This window comes from Vreelandella sedimenti (genome assembly GCF_013416325.1).
Lineage (GTDB): Bacteria > Pseudomonadota > Gammaproteobacteria > Pseudomonadales > Halomonadaceae > Vreelandella > Vreelandella sedimenti.
The window spans coordinates 1-25,224 of record NZ_JACCGK010000018.1 but is presented as its reverse complement, the minus strand read 5'-3'; the positions used below and the strand labels follow the sequence as shown (position 1 = coordinate 25,224).

Genomic DNA, 25,224 nt, shown 5'->3' with positions numbered 1-25,224 from the left:
AGGCGCTATGGTTTTTTCTATATTCTGAAACGACTTATCTACTTTATGTTAACTGGACTCTGACCATGACGGATGCAAATAAGCAGGCTGCTTTGGATTATCACGCGAAACCGATTCCCGGTAAGCTTTCGGTGGAGTTGACCAAACCCACCGCGACGGCACGGGATTTGGCGCTGGCGTATAGTCCGGGCGTGGCTGAGCCAGTACTTGAAATTGCCCGTGATGCGGAAAATGCCTACCGCTATACCGGCAAGGGCAATCTGGTAGCCGTGATTACTGATGGCAGCGCTATTCTGGGTTTGGGTAATCTGGGCCCGCTGGCGAGCAAGCCAGTGATGGAGGGCAAGGGCGTGCTGTTTAAGTGCTTTGCTGGCATCAATTCAGTGGATATCGAAGTGGATGCGGAAAGCCCGCAGGCGTTTATCGATACCGTCGCGCGCATTGCTGATACTTGGGGCGGCATTAACCTTGAAGACATCAAGGCGCCGGAGTGTTTTGAAATTGAGAAAGCACTGAGTGAGCGCTGCAGCATCCCGGTCTTCCACGATGACCAGCATGGCACTGCAATTGTGACAGCGGCCGGCATGCTTAATGCCTTGGATATCGCTGGCAAAAAAATTGAGAACGTCAAGATCGTTTGCATGGGTGCAGGGGCGGCGGCGATTGCCTGCATGCGGCTGCTGGTCTCCTGTGGTGCAAGTAAAGAGAACTTGGTAATGCTGGATCGACGTGGCGTTATCCATACTGATCGCGAAGGTATCAACGAATATAAGGCTGAATTCGCCCGTGATACCGAGATGCGCACCTTGGATGATGCCATCGACAACGCTGACGTCTTTATCGGCCTGTCAGGCCCGGGGCTGCTGTCTGCTGATCAGGTGAAGAAAATGGCGCCAGATCCGGTGATTTTTGCCTGCACCAATCCGGATCCGGAGATCCATCCTGACGTTGCCCGGGAAGCGCGCCCGGATGTGATCATGGCCACCGGCCGTTCGGACTTCCCGAACCAGGTCAACAACGTGCTGGGCTTCCCGTTTATCTTCCGCGGCGCTTTGGATGTTCGCGCCACGCGCATTAATGAAGAGATGAAGCTGGCCGCGGTGCATGCCTTGAAAGACTTGGCCCGCGAGCCGGTTCCTCAGGAAGTGCTGGACGCCTACGAGCGCACCGAGATGAGTTTTGGCCGCGAGTACATCATTCCCACGCCGGTCGATATCCGCCTGCTGGCGCGGGTTTCCTCGGCGGTGGCGCAAGCTGCGGTTGATTCTGGTGTCGCCCGTAAGCCTTTCCCGGCGCACTACCCGCTGCAGTCAATTAATGACGTTTATGGCGGCTAAGGCACTGCGCCCTGGAGTCGATTTACGCCCGCTTCTTAGCGGGCGTAAATGTTTTGCGAGATTATTTATTTAGCTTTGAGAATAGCGCGTAAGCCCTTCCTGAGCGGTGGAGGCTACTAGGTGGCCATCGCGGCTGTAAATATGCCCCCGCGCCAGCCCGCGAGCACCGCCTGCCCAGGGTGAGTCGATGACGTATAGCAGCCAATCGTCCAGGCGAGTGTCCTGGTGGAGCCACAGGGCATGGTCAAGGCTGGCGATGCGCAGCTTGGGATCTCGGTACGCAATGCCATGGGGAATCAGGCTGGTGGTCAGCAGATTGAAGTCAGAGGCGTAAGAGAGCAAGTGGCGGTGCAATGCCGGGTCGTCTGGCAGTGTACCGGAAAGACGAAACCATAAGCATTGGCCAGCAGGTGTACCGTTGTCAGGGTTGCCGGGTAGATGCACAAACTCAATCGGGTGACCGGGAAAGCGGTCATGCTTGGCCTCGCCGTTCTCGAGTAACGCTTCGGGTGTCGGCACATCCGGCATGGTGCGCTGATGGTTAAAGCTTGCCTCATCGCTTTGAAAGGAGGCGCTGCAGAAGAAGATTGGCCGGCCTTTTTGGATGGCAGTGACACGACGGGTCGTGAAGCTGCCGCCATCGCGAATGGTGTCCACTTGGTAGACAACGGGGCGATGTGGGTCACCAGGGCGCAGAAAATAGCCGTGCTGAGAGTGCGGGCGGCGCTCAATGGGCACTGTGCGTGCAGCGGCTGCAAGCGCTTGGCCGAGTACCTGACCACCATAGAGCTGAGGAAAACCTAGATCCTGACTCTGGCCACGATATAGCGTCTCTTCCAGCGTTTCTAGCTCCAGTAACGCTACCAGTTTGTTCAGCGCGTCTGTCATTCTCGGTATCCTTGCGGCTGTCTCAATCGAATGCTGTCGATGAAAGTGAGTTGCTACGGCAGGGAACAACCCTTTCATACGATCGTTTAGCTACCTTAGCGGAGTTTACGTTTATGCGCAGCGATGAATTTTACATGCACCGGGCGCTTGACCAAGCACACTTGGCCGCTGCGGCGGGCGAGGTGCCCGTGGGGGCGGTTGTTGTCGATGCGCAGGGGGAGATCATAGGCGTTGGTTGCAACGCCCCGGTAGCCAGTTGCGACCCTAGCGGCCACGCGGAAGTTCGTGCGCTGCGCGAGGCGGGGCAGCAGCAGGGAAACTATCGCCTTGAGGGTTGCACGCTGTTTGTCACCTTAGAGCCGTGCATGATGTGCGCAGGCGCGATGATACATGCTCGCCTGACCCGTTTGGTTTACGGTGCTGCTGAGCCTCGGGCTGGCATGGTTGAATCAAAGGCTAACCTACTGGCGCAGCCGTGGTTCAACCATCAAGTCGCGGTGACTGGCGGTGTATTAGCGGCACCCTCGCAAAAATTGCTGAAGCGTTTTTTCACCGCGCGACGCGATCAAAATAGTTAAGAAGCGTTAATCAAGTGGCGGCACAAGTTCGAACAATAGCAGTGGATCATCGTTGACTGGCGTTTGTTCTAGTTGGAAAAACTGCTGGCGGCTACGTTCAACATACTCAATCATTTCATAATAGCGACGGATATTGCGTACGTATATTACTGGCTCGCCACCACGGGCGTAGCCATAACGCGTTTGGCTGTGCCATTCACGCTGCTGTAGCAGGGGCAGTGCGGCGCGTACATCCGTCCAGCTGTCGGGGGCACCGCCTCGCATCTCGGCAATCTTACGGGCATCGTATAAATGCCCTAGCCCCACATTATAGGCAGCCATGGCCATAAAAAGCCGGTCATCGCCGGTAATGCTTTCCGGTAGGCGGTCTTTGATGCTGCGCAAATAGCGGGCACCGCCATCAATGCTTTGGGCCGGGTCGGTGCGGTCGCTGATGCCCATTTCGCTGGCAGTGGGGTTGGTTAGCATCATTAAGCCACGCACCCCGGTCGGCGAGACCGCATCTGGATCCCAATGCGACTCCTGGTAGCCCACGGCTGCGAGTAGCTTCCAATCAAAGCCTGTTTCACGGGCGGATTGCTGGAATAATTCAGTATAGCGGGGCAGGCGCGCATCCAGATGGTCAAGAAAGGTGCGGGTGCCGACATACTCCAGGTAGTCGTCATGGCCAAAGTAGCGGCTGACTAGCCGGTCTAGCATGCCGCTCTCCTGCAGGTCTTGGAGGAAGCGATTAGCGGCTTCGAGTAACCCCAAACCGCGACCGCTGGGCACTGCCCACGCCATGGAGAGCGGGTCGCCGAGGATAAAGCCGCGCTCAACGTTGGGAAAAAACAGCCGGTTTAAACGAAACTGATGCTCAAAAATAACCGCCGCGTCCAGGGTGCCGTTCTCAACCCGGGCCAGCAGTTCGGCGACCTCCAGCTCATGGGACTCTTTCCAGCTTAGGGTGGGGTGGCGTTTCTGGAGATCGCGCAGTGCTTCGCCGGTACCCGCTTCGCTAAGCGTACCAAGCTCCAGGCCGACAAGGTCGCTTGGTTCACTAATACCATTAAGTCCACGCCGGTATACCACCAGCGGCTGCATCTTGATAATCGGACGGGTGTAGTAAACACCAGAGGGATTAGGCAATAGGGGTAGCGCTGCCGCGCCCAGGTCGCCGCTGTCACGTACCGCCGGTAGCACGCTTTCAGGGTGATGGCGGGCGTTAAGGTTAAGACTCACCCCCAGATAGTCGGCAAAGCGGTGCATTAGCTCGTACTCAAAGCCGGTAGGGCCCTGGCGACCTTGGTAATAAGTGGTGGGTGTATTACGGGTGTGAACGGTAATAAAATCTTTTGCAGTGATCTGAGTCAGATGCTCGCCGGGTGGAACCAGGGAGAGAGTGGGTACCAGAGTCAGAAGCGTAATCGCTATTAGCGCATAATAAGCGCTAGCACGGGCTACAAAATGTCGGCAAATCAACGTCAGCATGGCGTCTTGTCGGCATGAAACAAGCTGCCACGATACCCAGCCAGGGGCAGGCTGTCACCTTGTTGATTTCGTGTGGCGGCTGGTTTCCAGTATCATAGGCGTTTTCCGGTACCACATTATCTGTGTTTTCCGGCACCATAAAAGCACGGCCGCCTGGCGGCCCGGTGATTTCCCTGCTCGAATTTCCCTGCTCTAGAGGCTTCAGGATATGCTCGAACTGCGAGGCGCGCCCGCCCTTTCTGCCTTCCGTCATGCTCGGCTGTTAACGGTGCTGCGTGAACGTGTTCCCGAGGTGGAAGCGCTGTCTGCCCACTATGTTCATTTTATCGATGTTCACTCCCATGAGCGCCGCGAGGAACTGGATGACGCTGCCCGCGAGCGTTTGGTGCAGTTACTTGATTACGGTACTCACTCGAGCGTAGAGGTTCCTGAGCGCGCCCAGCGCTTTTTGGTGGCGCCGCGCCTAGGCACTCAGTCGCCCTGGTCATCCAAGGCGACTGATATCGCCCACAACTGCGGCTTGCGCCAAATTAGCCGCATCGAGCGCGGCATCGATTATCGGGTCAGCTTCACCGCTATGCCGAACGAAGAGAGTTTGAGCGCGCTGGCGGCACTGCTACACGACCGTATGACCGAAACCGTGCTAGCCGATGCCTCGGACGCTGCTAAGCTGTTTGCTCAACACGACCCGGCACCGCTGGGCAGTGTGGATATTCTAGAGGGCGGCCGGGATGCGTTGGCAACGGCCAACCAGGCGCTGGGGCTGGCGCTGGCAGAAGATGAAATCGACTATCTTGTCGATGCTTTCAATGAGTTGGGGCGTAACCCCAGCGATGTTGAGCTAATGATGTTTGCTCAGGCCAACTCTGAGCACTGCCGTCACAAAATCTTCAACGCCGATTGGATGATCGACGGCGAGCTGCAGAGCCACTCGCTGTTTAAGATGATCAAGAATACCTTTGCGTCGTCGCCGGACAATGTTCTCTCGGCTTATAGCGACAATGCCGCTGTGATCAAGGGCAGTCAGGCTGGACGCTTCTTTGCCACGCCGTTGACAGGCCTTGATGACGAGCGCGCACTCTACGCCACTCATCAGGAACCCATTCATATCCTGATGAAGGTGGAAACCCATAATCACCCTACCGCGATCGCCCCATTTCCTGGCGCTGCAACTGGCTCGGGTGGGGAGATCCGCGATGAAGGCGCCACCGGCATTGGCGGTAAGCCCAAGGCGGGTTTGTCAGGCTTTACGGTTTCCAACCTGCGCATTCCAGAATTCGTACAGCCCTGGGAAGCTTTTGATTACGGCAAGCCAGGGCGTATGGAGTCGGCGCTCAATATTATGCTCGAGGGCCCCATTGGCGGCGCCGCGTTCAACAATGAATTTGGCCGCCCCAATCTAACCGGCTATTTCCGCACCTACGAGCAGGAGTCACTTAACGAAGGCGGTATCGAGCGGCGCGGTTTCCATAAGCCGATTATGCTCGCCGGTGGTTATGGCAATATCCGTGCCCACCATGTTCAGAAGGGGGATATCCCTGTCGGCGGCAAGCTGATTGTGATGGGTGGCCCGGCGATGTTAATTGGCCTGGGCGGCGGTGCAGCCTCCAGCATGGCCTCCGGCACTTCCAGTGCCGATTTGGATTTCGCTTCGGTGCAGCGTGAAAACCCTGAGATTGAACGCCGTGCTCAAGAGGTGATCGACCGCTGCTGGGCGCTGGGGGATCACAACCCGATTCGCTTTATCCACGATGTTGGCGCGGGTGGGCTCTCCAATGCGTTGCCCGAGCTAGTAAAAGATGGCAACCGTGGTGGCCGCTTTGATCTGCGCGCGGTGCCCAACGCCGAGCCGGGTATGAGCCCGCTGGAGATTTGGTGTAATGAAGCCCAGGAGCGTTACGTGCTTGCGGTTGCACCAGAGGATTTGGATACATTTGATGCCCTGTGCAAGCGAGAGCGCTGCCCCTATGCGGTAGTCGGCGAAGCCTTGGAAGAGCACCACCTTGAAGTGCGCGACGGCCATTTTGAGAGTAAGCCGGTTGACCTACCGATGAGCGTGCTATTCGGCAAAGCGCCCAAGATGCAGCGCGAATTTGAGCGTCGCAATCCAGAACTCTCTGGCATGATGCTGGATAATCTTGATCTGCGCGAAGCACTTGATCGCGTACTGCGCTTACCTACCGTGGCCTCCAAAAGCTTCCTGATCACCATTGGTGACCGCTCGATCACCGGCCAGGTGGCTCGCGACCAAATGGTCGGCCCCTGGCAAGTGCCGGTAGCCGATGTAGCGGTGACCACGGCAAGCTTTGATGCCCACACCGGTGAAGCCATGGCCATGGGAGAGCGTCCGCCGGTAGCCTTGATCAACCCTGCCGCTAGCGCTCGCTTAGCGGTGGCCGAAGCGATTACCAATTTGGCGGCAGCACCGATTGCCAAGCTTAGCGATATCAAGCTCTCCGCTAACTGGATGAGCGCGGCGGATCACCCAGGTGAAAATCAGGCGCTTTACGATGCGGTTTATGCGGTAGGTATGGAAATGTGCCCGGCGCTGGGCATTGCGATTCCGGTGGGCAAAGACTCGATGTCGATGCGTACCGCTTGGAAGGATGAGAACGAGCAGGGCGAATACGAAGATAAGAGCGTGACGTCGCCCCTTTCACTAGTGGTGACCGGTTTTGCTCCGGTGACCAACGCCCTGGCGACGCTAACGCCGCAGATCAATCTGGATCAAGACGAGTCGGATTTGATTTTGGTCGACCTGGGCAACGGTCAGAACCGGTTGGGCGGCTCCGCTTTGGCGCAGGTGTATGGTCAGGTGGGCAATGACTGCCCCGACGTGGACGACCCGGAAGATATCAAAGCGTTCTTCGAAGTCATTCAAGGCCTGAGCCGCGACGGCAAACTGCTGGCGTATCACGATCGTAGCGATGGTGGTCTGCTGGTCACGCTGCTGGAAATGGCCTTTGCTGCCCACGCCGGGCTTGAGATTAAGCTAGACTGGATGATCGACGAGCCAGTGGAGGCGTTGAATGCGCTGTTCTCGGAAGAGCTGGGTGCCGTGATTCAGGTCAATCGTGAACACACTGAAGAAGTGCTGGCGCAGTTTGCTGTGGCTGGTATCGAAACCTGCGGCGTTATCGCTCGGCCGCGTTACGACGACCAGGTGCGCGTCACGCTGTTTGAAGAACCCTTGCTGGAAACCACTCGTCAGCTTACCCAACGTACCTGGACAGAAACCAGTTACCGTATGCAGGCGCTGCGCGACAACCCCGAATGCGCCAAGAACGAATACGACAATCTGCTCGATGGCCGCGACCCGGGGCTATCTGCCACGCCCACCTTTGATATCAATGAAGATATCAGCGCGCCTTATGTCAATACAGCTAAGCCTGCCATGGCGGTGCTGCGTGAACAGGGCGTCAATGGCCAGGTAGAAATGGCCTGGGCTTTCGATAAGGCCGGGTTTGAGGCAGTGGATGTGCATATGAGCGACATCCTGGAAGGGCGCGTTTCGCTGGAGGAGTTCAAAGGGCTTGTGGCCTGCGGTGGCTTCTCCTACGGCGACGTGCTTGGTGCTGGCGGTGGCTGGGCCAAGTCGGTGCTGTTTAATGAGCGCGCCCAGGAGCAGTTTGCGGCGTTCTTCGCCCGCGACGATAGTTTCTCGCTGGGCGTATGTAACGGTTGCCAAATGCTCTCGCAGTTGAAATCGCTAATTCCTGGCGCTGAAAACTGGCCGACCTTTGTGCGCAACGAATCCGAGCAGTTTGAGGCGCGGGTTTCGATGGTGCGGGTTGAAAAGAGTCCCTCTATTCTGTTGGCCGGTATGGAAGGCTCAAAACTGCCCATCGCCGTTGCTCATGGTGAAGGGCAGGCGGAGTTCCGCGACAGCGCTCATCTGCGCAGCATGCAATCGAGCAACCAAATCGCCCTGCGCTATATCGATAACTACGGCCAGGCGACCACGCGCTACCCGGCAAACCCGAACGGCTCACCGGCAGGCATTACCGGTCTGACCACGCCGGATGGCCGGGTGACCATTATGATGCCCCACCCCGAGCGCGTTGCTCGGGCGGTCACCAACTCCTGGCGCCCGGCAGAGTGGACTGAAGATGGCGCCTGGCTGCGGCTATTCCGCAACGCTCGGGTTTGGCTCAACTGATTCCAGTAATGCTTTAGGTAATGCGTTGGGCATAGCCCCATGTTAACGGCGGATTTTTCCGCCGTTCACAGTTACTCGAGTCGTGACAACAGTTATTAAGAGTGCCGCTCGGGAGCGCTAGACGGTGTTTTATCAGCTCCTTTGGGCGGCAATCCTAGTTTGGCCTCCAGCGTTTCAAGCTCTAACCGGTAGCGCTCAACGAGGTATTCGAAGCGCCCAAAATCATGCCCGCAATCCATGCAGAACACATGGGCTTTACCACGCCGTGTGGCGGGAAGGCGTTTTAAACGACTGCTGCATTCCGGGCACTCAGGGCTGAAATGGTTGGTTGTCATTGCTCACCTCACTAGTATCTTCTCGCTAATAAACGTTGCGATTTCTGGGATTATTTAAACCATCACTACTACGACGCGACCAAAGTCGTAATAGTTCAATAGCGTGCTAATTAATTTGTCGATACCTAGCTCCTCATTAGCCACCTCACCAACGCCCCAGCTTCGCCCCTATCAGCAGGAAGCGGTCAAGCGCGTGGTGGGCCATTTCCGAGCCTCAAGTGAGCCTGCGCTGGTGGTGCTGCCCACGGGCAGTGGTAAATCCCTGGTGATAGCTGAGCTAGCGCGCTTGGCCCGTGGGCGGGTATTGGTGCTAGCCCATGTGCGTGAGCTGGTGGAGCAGAACCATGCCAAGTACCAAGCTTATGGGCTTGAGGCGGATGTTTTTAGCGCTGGTTTAAAGCGCAAAGAGGCGAGTCGCCAAGTAGTATTTGGCTCGGTGCAGTCAGTGGTGCGTAACCTGGAGAGTTTTAACGACACTAATTTTACCCTGCTGGTCATCGATGAGAGCCATCGTGTATCACTCAACGAAGACGCTAGCTATCGTCAGGTGATTGAGCACCTGCGCCAGCACAATCCACAGCTTAAAATACTCGGCCTCACCGCTACACCGTACCGCTTGGGGCAGGGGTTTATCTATTATCGCCACCATCACGGCATGGTGCGTGGCAGCGAAGAGAGTTTTTTTCGCGACTGCGTCTTCGAGCAGCCGCTGCGTCTGATGGTGAAGCAGGGCTATCTGGCTGCGCCCAAACGCCTGGATATGACGATCGAGGGTTATGACTTCTCCGCGCTCAAACCCGCTTCAGGCGGTCTGTTCCAAGAGGAAGAGCTGAATCGCGTGGTGGCGGGCAGTCGAGCGACGCCAGGCATTATCGGGCAAATCGTCGAACGTGCGGTTGATCGCCAGGGCGTGATGATTTTTGCCGCCACCGTAGCCCACGCTGAAGAAATTATCGGTTATTTACCCCAAGCAGAGGCGGCTTTAATTACTGGGGCAACACCTTCCCAAGAGCGCACTGCGCTGATCGATGCTTTTAAAGCGCGGGAGTTAAAATACCTTGTTAACGTCGCGGTGCTGACCACCGGTTTCGATGCTCCACATGTGGATTTGATCGCCATTTTACGGCCCACTGAGTCGGTGAGTCTTTATCAGCAAATGGTGGGTAGAGGGCTACGGTTGTCGCCGGGTAAAAGCGACTGCCTGATTTTGGATTATGCCGGTAACCCTTGGGATATCTTCGCGCCGGAAGTGGGTGAGCCGAAGCCCGATAGTGACAGCGAACCAGTTCAGGTAGAGTGCCCTGACTGCGGTCATGCCAATCTTTACTGGGGTAAGCGCGACGGTGATTTAGTGATTGAGCACTTTGGTCGCCGCTGTCAGGGGTTGGTCGAAGACCCTGATCGGCCTTCCAGCGTAGCTAACGGCCAGCACGGCGCGGTTTCGGGCGCCTATAAAAAGCAATGTGAGTTTCGGTTCCGTTTTAAAGTCTGCGAAGAGTGCGGCGCCGAGAATGACATCGCGGCCCGTCGCTGCCACGGTTGCGAAAAACTACTGGTGGACGCGGATGATAAACTCAAGGACGCCCTAAAGCTGAAAGACGCCAAGGTATTACGGGTAAGCGGTATGCAGCTGGAAGCGACCACCAACGGTCGTGGCCTGCCGCGCTTAAAAGTCACCTATCATGACGAAGATGGCACCCATCTTTCCGAGTGGTTTGCGCTGGAAACCCCCGCTCAGCGGCGCGCTTTCTATGCCGCCTTTATGCGCTACCATCTGCGCGCACCGGGAGGTAAATGGCAGCCGCTAAGCGCCGAGGAAGTCGTCGCCGAACAGCGCCGCCTACGCCATCCGGATTTTGTCGTAGGCCGCAAAGTGGGGCGCCATTTCCAAATCCGTGACAAGCTGTTTGACTATACTGGCCGCTACCGCAAAGCGGTGGAGGCGGGGTAGTGCGCTTGTGCTTACTCTCTAATAGAGCAACGCGAATGCTGACGACTTTGCTAAACTGTTCGCTTGTGCCGATTTTCATTTTCCAAGAGAGCCGACCCGCGTGAGCGAGACGCCAAGCGCTACTGTTGATTTAGAAAGCCCTGATTCCGAACCCACCGAGCCAGTGGCAGTTTCGCTTGGGCGTCTGTTTAATGAGCCGATTACGCAACTGCCGGAGGATTTGTATATTCCCCCGGAAGCACTGCGTGTCTTTTTAGAGACCTTTGAAGGCCCGTTGGACTTGCTGCTCTATCTGATTCGCCGCCAAAACCTGGATATTCTGACCATCAACGTGGCGACCATCACCCACCAGTACATCGAGTACGTGGAGCTGATGAAGGCCATGGAGATTGAACTGGCGGGGGAATACCTGTTGATGGCCGCTATGCTGGCTGAGATCAAGTCGCGCACCTTGTTGCCACGCCCGCCGAAGGCTGAGGGCGATGACGAGGAGGATCCCCGCGCTGAGCTTATTCGCCGTCTGCAAGAGTACGAACGCCTTAAAGAGGCAGCAGAGACGCTGGATACACTACCGCGCATGGGGCGTGACTGGTTCAGCGTGCAGGCAGGCTTACCGCCGCTGGAGTCCCGTGTGATTCACCCTGAGGTGGAATTGGATGAATTGCTCAGCGCGCTCTCCGATATCCTCAAGCGTGCCGAGCTGGTGCAGGCCCACCAGATCAGCCGCGAGGTTCTCTCTACCCGCGAGCGCATGCTCAAGATCATGGAGCAGCTAAGTTACGACGACGCCCATCAGCGCTATACCCCCTTTGAAACGCTATTTACTTTAGAGGAGGGGCGCGCAGGCGTGGTGGTCACGTTTATGGCGATTCTTGAATTAGCCAAAGAAGCCATGATTGAAATTGTCCAAAATGCGCCGCTGTCGCCAATTCACGTGCGCGCGCGGCGCGCTGCCCTGACTGACGGCGAGGAGAGCGCTTTTGATGAGGGCGGGATAGAAGATGATGCCTATGGCGAGTCCGCTTTTGAACCTGGCGAGGAGACGCCATGAGTAACACCGTCACCGCGTTAGATGACATTGTTTTAGATAATATTGTTGAAGCCGCACTGCTGGCCGCTGGCGAACCCTTGCCCCTTGAGCGGTTGGAGACACTCTTTCTCGAGGGCGAATGCCCCCCGCGCAAAGAGCTTCGTGACGTCCTGGAGCGTTTGCAGCAGCGACATTCTGGCGGTGCACTGGAGCTCCTGGAAACGGTCTCAGGCTACCAGCTGCGCATTCGTCCGCGGCTTTCCCAGTGGGTGTCGCGGTTATGGGATGAACGCCCCCAGCGCTACTCGCGGGCGCTGCTGGAGACACTGGCATTAATTGCCTATCGGCAGCCGGTTACTCGTGGGGACATTGAGGAAGTGCGCGGTGTCAGCGTGAGTAGTTCCATTATGCGCACCTTGGCGGAGCGCGGCTGGATTCGGGTGGTCGGTCACCGTGATGTGCCCGGCCGACCAGCGGTATACGCCACCACGCGCAGCTTTTTAGACGATTTTGGGTTAAAAACCCTCGATGCATTGCCGCCCATGCACACCCTGGCAAGCTGGGATGAAAACGAAATACCTGAAGAACCGGGGATGACGAAGGATACTGACATTCAGGAAGAAAATGGCCCCGGTTCAGACCATGAAGCACTGGACGAAACGATCAAAACGGTGCAGGATGCGCCACCTCAGAAAGAACAGATAACCTCGGCTGAGATAGCCGACACGCACGCCGAGACGGCGTTAACCCAGCCGCTGAGTTTTGCCGACCTACAGGCTCGGCTCGCGGCACGTGCCAAGCGCCAACAAGATGAGCGCGAAAGCACGGAGACTACCGATGTGAGGTCAGACGACCATGAGTCAGAGTAATAACACCACGCCCCCCACCAGCGAAAAGCTGCAAAAAGTCTTGGCCCGTGCAGGCCTTGGCTCGCGTCGTGAGATGGAAACGGCGATTTCCGCCGGCCGTGTTAAAGTGAATAGCCAGGTGGCTAAGCTGGGCGACCGCGTTGAAGCGCGGGACAAAGTCAGTTTTGATGACCGTCCGGTGGCATTGCGCCCAGAAGAAGAAGTGCCACGCCGGGTGATTATGTATAACAAGCCGGAAGGCGAGCTATGCACCCGTAAGGATCCAGAAGGTCGCCGCACGGTGTTTGACCGCTTGCCGCGCCTGAAAGGCGAACGTTGGATTGCGATCGGTCGCCTGGATATCAACACCAGCGGTTTGCTGCTGTTCACTACCGACGGTGAGCTGGCCAACCGTTTGATGCACCCCTCTACCCAGGTGGAGCGCGAGTACGCGGTTCGTGTGATGGGGGAAGTGAAGCGCGAACATATCCTGGCCATGGTCGATGGTGTCATGCTTGAAGATGGTCCGGCGCGCTTTACCGATGTTCAGGAGTTTGGTGGCGAAGGCATCAACACCTGGTTCCACGTGGTGATTCTCGAAGGACGCAACCGTGAAGTGCGTCGTCTTTGGGAATCGCAGGCGCTGACGGTTAGTCGTCTTAAACGCGTGCGCTACGGCAATATCTTCCTCGATAAGCGGGCGAAAGCCGGCGAATGGGTCGAACTTACCCAGGATGAGGTGGATGACTTAGCCACGCTGGCTAACTTGGAAACACGTAAAGTGCCCGCGTTGACACCGGATGAGAAGAATCGCTGGAACCGCGATAAGCACAAGCGTAAGCCGGTACAGGCACTGCGCAAACCGAAAAGCAAGGCTCGCTAAGCGCGGCTTGCAGAGCCCGTTGAACCTCTTGGTGCTCAGTCGTTAGCGGTTAGGCTGATAAGCGTGCCTGTCAGCATTGAGTGACGCCAGCGGGCACGCAAATGGTTCATTATTGTAGAGTGAAAGCGAAAAAACGCTTGCTATCAATAAGGTGTAAGCGTAGGATATGCATCCGTTCAGGCGGGTCGTTAGCTCAGTTGGTAGAGCAGTTGACTTTTAATCAATTGGTCGCAGGTTCGAATCCTGCACGACCCACCATTCAAACGACTGATCAGTTTGAATAAAGTCAGTTTGAATGCAGTGGTGAACGTTTAAAGTATGTGTAGTAACAGTATGTGTAGCAACGCTGGCAAGTGATCAGCACAGCAAGTTTGGGTCGTTAGCTCAGTTGGTAGAGCAGTTGACTTTTAATCAATTGGTCGCAGGTTCGAATCCTGCACGACCCACCAAATTCAACGCCCCTGGCAGTTTAGCTGCCAGGGGCGTTTTGCTATGTGTGACAATCTGTTTGCAGTCAAACGCTATTTCCCGCCAAAATGGTTTAGAATAAATCTGTCTAGAATAGATTTTAAGCGATGGCCATCGCGAGAGACGCAGCGGCTCATCGCTCCAACGAGCGGTGCATGTGCAAGACGCACTGCGCCGTAGCCCAGTGTTTAACAGGGGGATTCCCTGTTCGTCACAGTGGTAGACACAATGACTATTATGACTACTCAAGCGAAGCTTGAGGCCCCGCTACCCACAGCCTACTGCCCGACCCGCATTCCGGCGGAAGATCAGGCACGGGTTGAAGAGATCAAACGACTGTTGAAGGCCCATAACGCCGTTTTGGTCGCACACTACTACACCGATGATGCCATTCAGCAACTGGCGGAAGAGACCGGTGGCTGTGTCGCTGACTCGCTGGAGATGGCACGCTTTGGTGCTCGCCACGAAGCCACCACGCTGGTCGTCGCCGGTGTCCGCTTTATGGGCGAAACCGCCAAGATCCTTTCGCCTGAAAAACGCGTGCTGATGCCCACCTTGGAAGCCACCTGCTCGCTGGATATTGGCTGCCCCGCCGATGAGTTCAGCGCCTTCTGTGATGCCCATCCTGACCGCACCGTAGTGGTGTATGCCAACACCTCTGCAGCCGTTAAGGCACGGGCAGACTGGGTAGTGACTTCATCGATTGCAGTCGAGGTGATTGAGCACCTGCAGGCCAAAGGCGAGAAAATTCTCTGGGCGCCCGATAAGCATTTGGGCGGCTATATCCAGAACAAAACCGGCGCCGATATGCTGATGTGGGACGGCGCCTGTATCGTCCATGAAGAGTTCAAGGCCAAGGGTGTTGAAGACCTGAAACGCATCTATCCGGATGCCGCGGTGCTGGTGCATCCCGAGTCGCCTGAGCCAGTAGTAAAGCTGGCGGACGTGGCAGGCTCCACCTCGCAGTTGATCAAGGCCGCGAAAGAGCTGCCCAACGATAAGCTGATCGTGGCAACTGATCGTGGCATTTTTTTCAAGATGCAGCAGGCAGTACCGGGTAAGACTCTGTTTGAAGCGCCGACGGCAGGCAATGGCGCCACTTGCCGTAGCTGTGCGCACTGCCCCTGGATGGCCATGAACGCGCTGGATAATCTGGCGGGAGCCTTGCGCGAGGGAAGCGGTGAAATTCAGGTGGATGAAGCGCTGCGCCTGCAAGCTTTAAAGCCCCTTGAGCGCATGCTTAATTTCAATGCATGAATTGAAGGTCATCGCTTGAAAGCCATAACTTAAGACTTGGCCAGTTAAAAGCTTACGGCGCCCGTGATGTCTAACGCATGGGCGCTTTTACATGCTTCAGTGCATAGACTCTTCCAGCATTAACTAAAATCATCCAGCGCTTCGCGATACTCAATAAAGTCCTCGCGGCGCTGCTCGATTCTTGCCAGCGCCTGCTGATCATTTTCCCGCTCAGCGGCATCCCGAGCGATAGAGAGTTGGCGAATGCCGCGATCGACGCGGCCGGTCAGTTGAAGATGCTCTGCGCGGGCTAAATGCCCCCAGCTATCATGTCCGCTACGTCCGGCGGCCTCAGCCAGCAGGTTAAAGACCTGGGGGGTCTCCGGGTTTTGGGAAGTGATGTCGCGTAGCAGGTCATAGGCCGCCTGCGGGTCACGCTGGAGCTGTGCTTCGGCCAAGATCAGTTGGGCAGGTAGGTAGTTGGGCATAAAACGTAGCAATTGCTGACTGCGCTGAATGGCCTGATCGTAGCGGCCAGCTTCCAGGGTGACGCTAGCCGCAGAGGCGGGCAGCATGGCAAAGTCGGGATGTTCGTTAGCAAGCCTATCCAACTGCTCCAGGGCGCTATCGGTTTGGCCGTTGCGAGCATCGATCAGTGCCGCTAAGTAGTCCTGAGCGGCTTGTTCGGCGCCTTCCTGAGTGAGGCGCGAAGCAGCTTGCTGGGGCGTGTTAGTATAAATGCTTAGCAGCGCTCGGGCGCGCATCATGTCGTAGAGGGTGTCGCTGGTATATGCATCGGCAACATTGAGTTGGGCGGCGCGGGCTTGTGCGGCGCTTAAACGATTGTCGGTGACCGGGTGGGTCAGCAGGAACTCGGGTGGCGTATCGCCCTGAAGGCGCGCCATACGCTGCATGGCCGAGAACATGCGCACCATTGCCTCGGGGTCATAGCCCGCATCGGCCATGGCCTGAAGACCGATGTTATCGGCTTCCTGTTCAAACAGCCGTGAGTAGCTGAGCTGATCCTGGATCAGCGCCGCCTGTGAACCCATGGCGGCCGCCATGCCAGCGTCGCCGCCGCCACTGGCGGCAATCAGCATGCCTGCCAGCATGGCTGCCATGGCGGGCAGTTGGGTCTGAGCCGCGCGGGCACTGCCTCGGGCATAGTGGCGTTGAGAGAGGTGGCCCAGTTCGTGAGCTAGCACCGAGACAAAGGCGCCTTCATCTTCGGCAAACGCGAAAAGCCCTGAATTGATCCCTACTACGCCGCCAGGGACGGCAAAGGCGTTCAATGAAGCGTTATCGACCATGACGGTGATCGTGCGCAGACCGTTAATATCACTATGCGGGGCCAGCCGGGCAATCAGGCTTTGCAAATAATCATTGGTTATGGGGTCTTGCCACTGAGGGGCTTGGGCACGAAACTGGCGCAACCAGGCGCGGCCCAAGCGGTACTCTTCGTTGCTGACAGAGGTAGATGCCGCCCCTAAGCTCGGCAAGCCGTAATCGCTGGAGGCAATGCTTGGTGGGCTAAACAGTAGGCTGCCACAGGCACAAGCAAGCGCACATATCCAGCCTGGGTAAGCGATACGAAGGGTTGGCATGGCATCCTCATAAATAATGAATAAGTACAGTGGTCAGGGTATGGCATTGGTGAAGAGTGTGACATTGATAAACACAGGGAAGTGCCGTTAAATCGACTGCCTAGTGAAATCAATCGCTAAAAAGATAGTTTATGTAACAATGCCGTGAGCATGCAGGTCATTTTGAGGGAGTGTATATGTCTGAGCAATCCGGGGGCTTTCAACCCGACAAGGTGCTTGACGCTTGCGGGCTGCATTGCCCGCTGCCTTTGCTGAAGGCTAAGCAGGCCTTGGCAGGTTTGACAGCTGGTCAGTTACTGGAAGTGCGTTCCACCGATGCGGGTTCGTGGCGTGATATGGCGTCGTTTACCGATCAAAGTGCACATACGCTGGAAGGCCGTGAGCAGCGCGACGCGGTGTATGTTTATTGGATTAGAAAAGCTGGGGATGCGCACTCATGACCCTGCGCACGATTTTAAAAAGCTGGGTTGAGCGCTATTTCTCGGATGAGGAGGCGCTGATCCTGCTGGTAGTGCTGGTGGCGGGCTTTGCCGCTATTATCTGGTTTGGACGCATGCTGGCGCCGTTTTTTACCGCACTGGTGATTGCGTTTCTTTTGCAAGGCGTAGTGGGCGCGTTTACCCGGCGAGGGGTACCGCACCTATTAGCGGTCATCCTGGTCTTTTTGGCCTTTATCAGCGTGCTGCTCACCCTGGCGTTTATTCTCATGCCGTTGATCTGGAATCAGCTAGTGGGGCTAGTGCAAGAGACACCGCGGATGTTCGCCAGTGGCCAGGGCTGGTTGGATGAACTGCAGGCGCGCTACCCGAATATTATTACGCCGGATCAGATGCAAAGCTGGATAGGCGTGGCGAGCCGCGAGATTAGCCAGCTAGGCCAGCGTGCCTTAACGCTGTCGCTGGCCTCGCTCGGCAATATTATGTCGCTGATTATTTACCTGGTACTGGTGCCGATCCTAGTGTTCTTTATGCTCAAGGATCGCGACGTGTTGGTCGGTTTTATGCTTTCGCTGCTGCCCCAAAAGCGTACGCTGCTCTCGCGTATTTGGCGCGAAATGGACGATCAAATTGCCAACTATATCCGCGGCAAATTTATTGAAATCATCATCGTTGGCACCGTGGCGTTCTTTACCTTTGCGTTCTTTGGCTTACCGTATACAGCGCTGCTAGCGGTGTTGGTCGGCCTTTCGGTGTTAGTGCCTTATATTGGTGCTGCTGTGGCTACGCTGCCGGTTGCCGCGGTAGCGGGGTTTTATTTTGGTCTTAGTGAAGATTTTGTCTATGTGCTGGTGGCTTATGGCGTGATTCAAGCCCTGGATGGCAACGTATTGGCACCGGTATTGTTCTCTGAGACCAATAATATCCATCCGGTTTCGATTATTGTGGCGGTACTGTTCTTCGGTGGGATTTGGGGCTTCTGGGGGATCTTCTTTGCGATTCCCTTGGCAACACTGCTCAAGGCACTGATTTACGCCTGGCCACGTAGCATGCATGAGCGGGAGGAGCGTCGGAGTATGCCTGCCACGGCTAGTCAGGAGGTCGAATAGCGCTCATCCACTGCCCGTGCAAGTGATCAGCACGGGCAGTGGGCTGAGCAGAAATAGAGCCCTGGTTGAGTTAGTTGGAAGCGTTTAGCTTTTCAGCCGCAGCAAGTACTTCTTCCGCGTGGCCAGGTACTTTAACGCCGCGCCATTCGTTGGCTAGCTTGCCCTCCTTATCAATCAGGAAGGTGCTGCGTTCGATGCCCAGGTGCTCCTTGCCGTACATTTTCTTGAGCTTGATAACATCAAATAGCGTGCAGATGTTTTCGTCTTTATCTGAAATAAGGTCGAAATTAAAATCCTGTTTGGCTTTAAAATTCTCCTGGGCGCGCAAGCCATCTCGAGAAACACCAAGAATTACCGTATTAGCGGCATCGAAGGCGGGTTTGCGGTCACGGAAATCACCGCCCTCGGTGGTGCAGCCAGGCGTACTGGCTTTGGGATAAAAGTATATGACCACTTGTTTGCCACGCATTTCCGACAGCGTCACGGTGGTATCACCCGTGGCAGTGGCAGAGAAGTCAGCAACGGGTTGACCAATTTCAACAGGCATAAGGCATCCTTTTAAGGGTGGGTGTTAATATTGATTGTTACGCGTGATTACACGTAAGCCAGCGGCCGTTGTCAAAGCTCAAAACAGGGTGACGACAAACTCACACCGCTTTACGCTGTACAGGTTCGAATCGCCTGAGTACCATTTGGCCTCTGTGCGGTGTCGGCGCTTGATGCAAAATAGCGTGATCGCGCTCGGTTTTGAAAAAAACGCTTGTATTTAAAAACACAGATAGTTGATATCACAATTTGGCTGGTGAGGAATAAACGGATGATCACAGGCAGCATCGTCGCCCTGGCGACGCCTATGAAGGTCAATGGCGACATCGACTGGGAGGCGCTTCGTCGTCTGGTGAACTTCCATCTCGAAAATGGCACCGATGCCATTGTCGCCGCTGGCACCACGGGCGAACCGACTACCATGTCGTTCGCGGAGCACTTTGACGTGATTCGCAGCGTGGTGGAAGAGGTCAATGGCCGTATACCCGTGATCGCGGGCACCGGGGCCAACGCCACTTCTGAGGCTGTGGAGCTGGCGCGCTACGCTGGTGAAGTTGGGGCAGATTACTGTTTGTCAGTGTGCCCTTACTACAACAAACCCACCCAGGAAGGCCTTTACCAGCACTTTAAAGCGGTTGCCGAAGGCAGCAAGCTGCCGGTGATTCTGTATAACGTGCCGGGCCGCACTTGTTCTGATCTCTACAACGAGACAGTGTTACGTTTAGCCGACGTGGATAATATTATCGGTTTAAAAGACGCCACGGGGAACCTGGAGCGTGCGGAAGATCTAATCACTCGCCTGAAGGGCAGTGGTTTTATGCTCTACTCCGGTGATGATGCGACCGCCTGTGACTTTATGTTGATGGGTGGCCATGGGGATATCTCCGTCACCGCCAACGTTGCTCCTCGAGCGATGCATGAGCTTTGCACGGCAGCCGTGGCCGGCGACTCCGATAAGGCGCACCAGATTAATACGCTTTTGATGCCGCTGCATACCAACCTGGGAATAGAGTCGAACCCTATTCCAGTGAAGTGGGCACTGAATCGTATGGGGTACGCGGACGCGGGTATTCGCTTACCGCTAACCTGGCTGTCGGAAAAGTACCACGCCACGGTGAGCGAAGCGCTGCAGCTGGCGGGCGTCGTAGAGGAGTAACCCGACGCAATACCCTTTGCTACCCAGCTCGCTTATCGTTGAGCTGGGTACCCGAATTGTTGACTTAAGGTGGCTTGATGAGCTCTGTGCTTGAAATACGTGCGCTTAAATGGGTTCCGCTGGCACTCGCAGCGGCTGTCGCGCTCTCTGGTTGTGCGCGGGATGGTTTTTACCACGACCGTAACCTGGATTACACCGAGGCCGCCCCAGCACCGCCTTTGGTGCTACCAGAGACCCGCAACACCCAGCGCTATCGCGATGCGCTGCCGGTTCCTCAAGTCGCCACCCAAGGTGCACGGCTTGACGAAGCGGCAGAGATTCGTCCGCCGCAGTCATTAGCGATTGGCAGTGGGATGGAACCTGAGTATGTCGAGCGTCGTGAAGTGGGCGATCAAACCTGGCTAGTGGTGGCCGCCGATACTGGTACGGTCTGGCCGCAGTTGGAAGAGTTTGTACGTAGCCGTCAGTTGGAAGTGCAGCAGAGCAGTGCTTCTCAGGGGGTTATCGTCACGCCCCAGGCGGAAATTCGCCTGCAGAGTGCACTGCGCGCAGGTAGTAGCGAAGTTCGCTGCGAACGCGGCGGGCAAACCATGGCGAGCTGCCTCGATGCGTTAGAGAGCCATTTAAGCGCGCGCAGTGCATCTGCCAGTGTCTCCTCTTCCTGGACTGCTCAGCGTCTTACCGATGAGCAGACATTGCAAATCCGCCAGCAGGACGACGAGTGGGAAGTGGTGATCCCGCAGCCGGTCGATCGGGTATGGGCCGAGTTGAATCACTATCTTGAGCTGGATTTTGCTCAGGAAGGTCAGCGTGATTTGCTAGCCGTCGACCCCGCCAGTCATGAGTTTATGGTTGATTATATGACTGAAACCGAGCGCAACCGCAACCCGCTGCAAATCGTTTTCAGCCCGGATGTGCGCAAAATGTCCCAGCAGATTCGTCTTGCCCTGCAGGCTAACGGCGACCAGACCATTCTGCGTGCCATTAATGCCAGCGAGCGGGCATTCAGCGCCGATGATCAGCGCGAGCTGCTTGAGCGTGTCTCCGGCTATTTACGTTAATTTGTTGATCCTTGACCCCTTACGGAGCCCCCATGGAAAAGCGCCAAGAACTCTACGCCGGTAAGGCGAAATCTGTGTACACCACCGACGATCCGGATTTGTTGGTGCTCAATTTTCGTGATGACACCAGCGCCTTCGATGGCAAAAAAGTCGAGTCGCTGGCCCGCAAGGGAATGGTCAATAACATCTTTAATGCCTTCATTATGGAGCGGTTGCAGGAAGCAGGTATCCCTACCCACTTTGAAAAACAGCTCTCCAGCACCGAGAGTCTGGTCAAAAAGATGCAGATGATCCCGGTGGAGTGCGTGGTGCGCAATATCGCCGCGGGTGGGTTAGTAAAGCGTCTCGGTGTTGAAGAGGGGATTGCACTGACGCCACCCACCTTCGAGTTGTTCCTGAAGAACGACGAGAAGGGCGACCCGATGATCAATGAGTCGCTGGCGGAGACTTTCGGCTGGGCAACGCCTGAGCAGTTAGCCAAGATGAAGGTGCTGACCTTCAAGGTTAACCATATCCTCAAAGCGCTGTTTGCTGAGGGCGATATGCTGCTGGTGGATTACAAGCTTGAGTTTGGTGTGTTCAAAGGCGAGGTGGTGCTGGGGGATGAGTTCTCTCCGGATGGTTGCCGTCTTTGGGACGCCAACACCCGTGAGAAGCTTGATAAAGACCGCTTCCGTCAGGGATTGGGCGGTGTGATTGAGGCGTATGAGGAAGTTGGCCGCCGTTTGGGCATTACCTTTCCTGCTTAAATCGGCACGCCAGATTCATTGCTCGGCGTAAGGTTCGATAGCCATCACCTCCAAGGTGGTGGCTTCGCCATTTTGGCGAGGGCAAAACTTAACATCCACATCGCGCAGGCGTACGCCGTAAAGACGCTCAGAGGCCCTATCTTTTTGCTTATAGGCGGGCCTGGGGTCTTGGCTGAGTACCTGCTCAATTAATGCCAGCAGTGTGGCGCTGTCCTGGCGCTGAGCAAGCGTGTCCAGTGCCGCTGGATGAAAGGCGACATCCAAGAGTGGCGGTGTTTCAGTGGCGAAACCGGCCTGTGCGGTAGGCTCGGATTCGGCCCAGGGCAGGTAGGGTTTGATATCAATTACCGGGGTGCCGCTGACTAAATCGCAGCCTTGGAGTTGAAGCGTAACGCCTTGCTGAGTGTCGATGGCGATTAATCTCACTAGTGAAAGTCCCAAGCGGTTAGGGCGGTGGGTGCTGCGACTGGCAAAGACCCCCACCTTTTTATTGCCCCCCAGGCGCGGCGGCCTTACCAGTGGCGACCAGCGCTCGGGGCTTTGATGAAAAATAAAGCTCAGCCACAGGTGGCTGAAGTTTTCCAAACCGCGCACCGCGAGTGGATCGTTGTAGGGCGCAGTGAGGACAAGCCGGGCATCGGCCGCGGGGGCGAGCCCCGGCTGGCGGGGAATACCGAATTTATCGGGGTAGTCGCTAACCACATGACCAATGGTCGTCAGCGTAAAGTGCTCGCTGTTAGGGGCATCGTCCATCACACTGCCTTCTGCTAGGGTTGTTTCGCGTAGAATTGATCCAAGTAGTATAAAGCAGACCAATGGCTTAGGCGTGACCAAATGGGGCGTGATCGAATGTGTCTTGATCAAATGATAGCTGAACAGCTCAGAGGTGACGCATGACCAATACCGAGGAGCAGCAAGCGCCAACCAGTACGCGAATAACCTATCGCGCGGCGCTAGCACGGGATACCGCCGACCAAGCGGAAGTGTTTTATCACGCTGTTATGCAGGGAGCGGCCACGCATTACACGCTGGATGAGCGGCGTGCGTGGGCCAATGCGCTGCCCCGCGAAGGCAGTGCATGGGGAGTGCGCCAAGCGCTCTATACAACCCTAGTGGCTACCTGTGATGGTCGCTGCGTGGGGTTCCTGGAGTTGGATTTAGTCGCTGGGCGGGTTGAAACACTCTATGTATGGCCCTCACTGGCCGGTCGCGGTATCGGTACCACGCTGCTGGTACATGCCGAACGGCTGCTGCTTGAGCAGGGAAAGGGGCAAATCGAGATAGAGGCGAGTTCAATGCTCTATGAGCGCCTGCTGCGCCGTGGTTGGAAAAACCACGGCGAGGAGTGGGTCGAGCGAAGCGGGGAACGACTGCTGCGTTATAAACTTTCCAAATCGCTTAATGCTGTCGAAACTTAATCATCAAACGCTATAGCTGCGGGTAATGCGCATGGAAAGGTCGATCGAGGCGATGTCCTTGGTCAGTGCGCCGCTCGATATACAGTCAACACCGGTATCGGCAATTGCCCGCAGGGTGTCGGCATCCACATTGCCTGAGGCTTCCAGAGTGGCTCTGCCGCCGTTAATTTCCACGGCAACGTGCAGGTCTTCGATGGCGAAATTGTCGAGCATGACAATATCAGCTCCCGCGGCCAATGCCTGATCCAGCTCTTCAAAGGTTTCTACCTCGACTTCCACGGGCAGGTCGTTGGCTAACTTGCGCGCTTGCGCAACCGCCGCTTGAATGCCTCCACAGGCGGCAATATGGTTCTCTTTGATCAAAAATGCGTCCCATAGGCCAATGCGGTGGTTGTGGCCGCCGCCACAGGTGACCGCATATTTCTGTGCCAAGCGCATGCCGGGCAGCGTTTTACGCGTATCAAGCAGGCGAACGCCGGTGCCTTCAATCAGGTCGACATATGCGCGGGTGGCAGTGGCGGTGGCAGACAGCGTTTGCAATACGTTAAGCGCTGCCCGCTCCCCGGTGAGCAGGACACGGGCGGGGCCTTCCAGGGTTAACAAACACTGCTCGGCCTCTAGCTTATCGCCGTCAGCGGCGTGCCAGGTCAGGCTTACCCGACTATCTAGGCGGCGAAACAGCTCATCTACCCAGGGTGCGCCACACAGCACTGCAGCTTCACGGGTAATCACGTCGGCGCTGGCCCACTGGTGTTCAGGGATCAATTGCGCGGTAATATCACCCGGGCCAACGTCTTCTGCCAGCAAACGAGCGGCGCTGGCGCGGATTTCTTCAGCAAGAGCGGATTGATAATGCATGGCCGTGTATTCCCTGAACGTCGTCTTCGATGACGGGCATTGTAGTGAAAAACAGCGGTGAAGGTGAAAGAGAACAGAGAAAGAGAGCGCTAACGTACAGGAGCCCTTGCCAGTGGAAAATGAACAACCCCTTGACGGGTGGTGGGAAAGCGCGCGTAAAGTCGTTTCACCAAACTGTGACCCTCGGCCCACCGGTGAGGTGTCGTTGCTAGTGATTCATGCGATCAGTCTTCCGCCTGGTCAGTTTAGTGGTAATGCTATTGAGGCGCTATTTACCAATCAATTGGCGGTAGACAAGCATCCATTTTTCGCCGAAATTGCCCACTTAAGAGTCTCCGCACACCTGCTTATCCGTCGCGATGGCGAGTGCGTGCAGTTTGTTGATACAGATCAGCGTGCTTGGCATGCCGGGCGCTCCAACTGGTGGGATGCCCGCCAGCTAAGTTGGCGAAGGGCGCTCAACGATTTCTCGGTGGGGATTGAGCTTGAAGGGAATGATGTTACCCCCTATCGCAAAGCACAGTATGACGCTCTGGTGGAAGCAGTGGTGTGGCTAATGGCGCGTAACCCTCAGCTAGATAGCAGCCGTATTACCAGCCATGCCCATGTGGCGCCACTGCGCAAAACGGATCCTGGCCCGGCGTTTGATTGGGCGTATTTCCAGCAACTGCTGACATCGCGCGTTGAGCCTTAGCGGTTCGATTACGTTTTTTTCTGTGCTAAGCATTTCACTAATAACGCAATAAAACGGTAGTTTAATTACATCGAATGACTATTCGGTCGCAATGGCAAATGCTCTATGAATTGCTTATGTTGCAGTGCAATAGTTTGTTTTCGATAGTCTTTTCCGCTGCGACGGAATTGGCAGCGTGGCGACTTTGAGGTATCTTCGCCTATACAAAAGGCTAACTTCTAAGAGAATTGTGTAGCTTTACTACATCAATAGTTACGTAGCTTGTTGAATGTAGAGCTAAAACCCCTATCCGGCGTTTAATCACCGGCTGAATGTTGGCGCGTGGTGTAGTTCCACGCCGCCGCCCCAGGCCCTTCAGGGTAGCGGGGATTTTTGTCATTTATCGTCATTCGGAGAGACCTCTATGAGT

At 56.1% G+C, this 25,224-nt stretch carries 22 protein-coding genes and 2 tRNA genes; 17 read left to right on the top strand and 7 right to left on the bottom strand.

Annotated features, from left to right (window positions below; genetic code table 11):
- Positions 1-65: 65 nt before the first annotated feature.
- Entirely contained in the window at positions 66-1,337 is a 1,272-nt protein-coding gene (locus HZU72_RS18635) for a malic enzyme-like NAD(P)-binding protein (RefSeq protein WP_180094828.1), read from the top strand.
- Positions 1,338-1,406: 69 nt separating this feature from the next.
- Here the strand turns inward: HZU72_RS18635 and HZU72_RS18630 are convergent, their stop codons facing one another.
- Positions 1,407-2,225: an acyl-CoA thioesterase gene (locus tag HZU72_RS18630; RefSeq protein WP_180094826.1), complete on the bottom strand. Its 819-nt coding sequence runs from the start codon at positions 2,223-2,225 to the stop codon at positions 1,407-1,409.
- A gap of 113 nt (positions 2,226-2,338) precedes the next feature.
- Here HZU72_RS18630 and tadA point away from each other — a divergent pair, with 113 nt between their 5' ends.
- Positions 2,339-2,803, top strand: a complete 465-nt coding sequence (tadA, locus tag HZU72_RS18625; protein WP_180094824.1) for a tRNA adenosine(34) deaminase TadA — start codon at positions 2,339-2,341, stop codon at positions 2,801-2,803.
- Positions 2,804-2,809: 6 nt separating this feature from the next.
- On the opposite strand, the gene mltF is transcribed toward tadA, so the two are convergent.
- Entirely contained in the window at positions 2,810-4,273 is a 1,464-nt protein-coding gene (gene mltF / locus HZU72_RS18620) for a membrane-bound lytic murein transglycosylase MltF (protein ID WP_180094822.1), read from the bottom strand.
- A 208-nt stretch (positions 4,274-4,481) separates the two neighbouring features.
- On the opposite strand from mltF, the gene purL reads away from it, so the two are divergent.
- Entirely contained in the window at positions 4,482-8,432 is a 3,951-nt protein-coding gene (gene purL, locus HZU72_RS18615; RefSeq protein ID WP_180094820.1) for a phosphoribosylformylglycinamidine synthase, read from the top strand.
- Between the two features lie 95 nt (positions 8,433-8,527).
- Here purL and HZU72_RS18610 read toward each other — a convergent pair whose 3' ends face one another.
- Positions 8,528-8,767 carry a hypothetical protein gene (locus HZU72_RS18610; RefSeq protein WP_180094818.1) on the bottom strand — a complete coding sequence of 80 codons (240 nt, stop codon included), beginning with the start codon at positions 8,765-8,767 and terminating at the stop codon, positions 8,528-8,530.
- Positions 8,768-8,882: 115 nt separating this feature from the next.
- On the opposite strand from HZU72_RS18610, the gene radD reads away from it, so the two are divergent.
- From radD to nadA, 7 genes are all read left to right on the top strand, one after another.
- Positions 8,883-10,718, top strand: a complete 1,836-nt coding sequence (radD, locus tag HZU72_RS18605; protein ID WP_180094816.1) for a DNA repair helicase RadD — start codon at positions 8,883-8,885, stop codon at positions 10,716-10,718.
- 100 nt (positions 10,719-10,818) lie between these two features.
- Positions 10,819-11,769, top strand: coding sequence for a segregation and condensation protein A (locus HZU72_RS18600; protein WP_180094814.1), 951 nt, complete (start codon positions 10,819-10,821; stop codon positions 11,767-11,769).
- Positions 11,766-12,617, top strand: a complete 852-nt coding sequence (gene scpB / locus HZU72_RS18595; RefSeq protein WP_180094812.1) for an SMC-Scp complex subunit ScpB — start codon at positions 11,766-11,768, stop codon at positions 12,615-12,617. Before HZU72_RS18600 ends, scpB begins: the two co-directional genes overlap by 4 nt.
- Complete coding sequence (gene rluB, locus HZU72_RS18590; RefSeq protein WP_009287431.1) at positions 12,604-13,479, top strand: 23S rRNA pseudouridine(2605) synthase RluB; 876 nt, start codon at positions 12,604-12,606, stop codon at positions 13,477-13,479. The genes scpB and rluB overlap by 14 nt, the downstream gene beginning before the upstream one ends.
- Before the next feature lie 182 nt (positions 13,480-13,661).
- Positions 13,662-13,737: transfer RNA gene (locus tag HZU72_RS18585), tRNA-Lys, on the top strand.
- Between the two features lie 115 nt (positions 13,738-13,852).
- Positions 13,853-13,928: transfer RNA gene (locus tag HZU72_RS18580), tRNA-Lys, on the top strand.
- A gap of 247 nt (positions 13,929-14,175) precedes the next feature.
- Positions 14,176-15,204, top strand: coding sequence for a quinolinate synthase NadA (gene nadA / locus HZU72_RS18575; RefSeq protein ID WP_180094810.1), 1,029 nt, complete (start codon positions 14,176-14,178; stop codon positions 15,202-15,204).
- Between the two features lie 119 nt (positions 15,205-15,323).
- On the opposite strand, the gene HZU72_RS18570 is transcribed toward nadA, so the two are convergent.
- Positions 15,324-16,787 carry a M48 family metalloprotease gene (locus HZU72_RS18570; RefSeq protein WP_180094808.1) on the bottom strand — a complete coding sequence of 488 codons (1,464 nt, stop codon included), beginning with the start codon at positions 16,785-16,787 and terminating at the stop codon, positions 15,324-15,326.
- 176 nt (positions 16,788-16,963) lie between these two features.
- Between HZU72_RS18570 and HZU72_RS18565 the strand changes: the two genes are divergently transcribed.
- Both HZU72_RS18565 and HZU72_RS18560 read left to right on the top strand, forming a co-directional pair.
- A complete protein-coding gene (locus tag HZU72_RS18565) occupies positions 16,964-17,227 on the top strand; it encodes a sulfurtransferase TusA family protein (protein ID WP_180094806.1) in 264 nt (87 codons plus the stop codon).
- Positions 17,224-18,333: an AI-2E family transporter gene (locus HZU72_RS18560; RefSeq protein WP_180094804.1), complete on the top strand. Its 1,110-nt coding sequence runs from the start codon at positions 17,224-17,226 to the stop codon at positions 18,331-18,333. The genes HZU72_RS18565 and HZU72_RS18560 overlap by 4 nt, the downstream gene beginning before the upstream one ends.
- Before the next feature lie 70 nt (positions 18,334-18,403).
- Here HZU72_RS18560 and HZU72_RS18555 read toward each other — a convergent pair whose 3' ends face one another.
- Entirely contained in the window at positions 18,404-18,880 is a 477-nt protein-coding gene (locus tag HZU72_RS18555; protein WP_022522116.1) for a peroxiredoxin, read from the bottom strand.
- Between the two features lie 270 nt (positions 18,881-19,150).
- Here HZU72_RS18555 and dapA point away from each other — a divergent pair, with 270 nt between their 5' ends.
- The 3 genes from dapA to purC all read left to right on the top strand — a co-directional run bounded on the left by dapA (position 19,151) and on the right by purC (position 21,845).
- Positions 19,151-20,035 carry a 4-hydroxy-tetrahydrodipicolinate synthase gene (gene dapA, locus HZU72_RS18550; RefSeq protein WP_180094802.1) on the top strand — a complete coding sequence of 295 codons (885 nt, stop codon included), beginning with the start codon at positions 19,151-19,153 and terminating at the stop codon, positions 20,033-20,035.
- Between the two features lie 77 nt (positions 20,036-20,112).
- Positions 20,113-21,096 carry an NlpB/DapX family lipoprotein gene (locus HZU72_RS18545; RefSeq protein ID WP_180094800.1) on the top strand — a complete coding sequence of 328 codons (984 nt, stop codon included), beginning with the start codon at positions 20,113-20,115 and terminating at the stop codon, positions 21,094-21,096.
- A 32-nt stretch (positions 21,097-21,128) separates the two neighbouring features.
- A complete protein-coding gene (gene purC, locus HZU72_RS18540; RefSeq protein ID WP_180094798.1) occupies positions 21,129-21,845 on the top strand; it encodes a phosphoribosylaminoimidazolesuccinocarboxamide synthase in 717 nt (238 codons plus the stop codon).
- A gap of 15 nt (positions 21,846-21,860) precedes the next feature.
- Here purC and tsaA read toward each other — a convergent pair whose 3' ends face one another.
- Entirely contained in the window at positions 21,861-22,598 is a 738-nt protein-coding gene (gene tsaA / locus HZU72_RS18535) for a tRNA (N6-threonylcarbamoyladenosine(37)-N6)-methyltransferase TrmO (protein WP_180094796.1), read from the bottom strand.
- 140 nt (positions 22,599-22,738) lie between these two features.
- Here tsaA and HZU72_RS18530 point away from each other — a divergent pair, with 140 nt between their 5' ends.
- Positions 22,739-23,263, top strand: a complete 525-nt coding sequence (locus HZU72_RS18530) for a GNAT family N-acetyltransferase (protein ID WP_180094794.1) — start codon at positions 22,739-22,741, stop codon at positions 23,261-23,263.
- 3 nt (positions 23,264-23,266) lie between these two features.
- Here HZU72_RS18530 and nadC read toward each other — a convergent pair whose 3' ends face one another.
- Positions 23,267-24,121 carry a carboxylating nicotinate-nucleotide diphosphorylase gene (gene nadC / locus HZU72_RS18525; protein WP_180094792.1) on the bottom strand — a complete coding sequence of 285 codons (855 nt, stop codon included), beginning with the start codon at positions 24,119-24,121 and terminating at the stop codon, positions 23,267-23,269.
- A gap of 112 nt (positions 24,122-24,233) precedes the next feature.
- Between nadC and ampD the strand changes: the two genes are divergently transcribed.
- Entirely contained in the window at positions 24,234-24,815 is a 582-nt protein-coding gene (gene ampD / locus HZU72_RS18520) for a 1,6-anhydro-N-acetylmuramyl-L-alanine amidase AmpD (protein WP_180094790.1), read from the top strand.
- Positions 24,816-25,224: the final 409 nt, after the last annotated feature.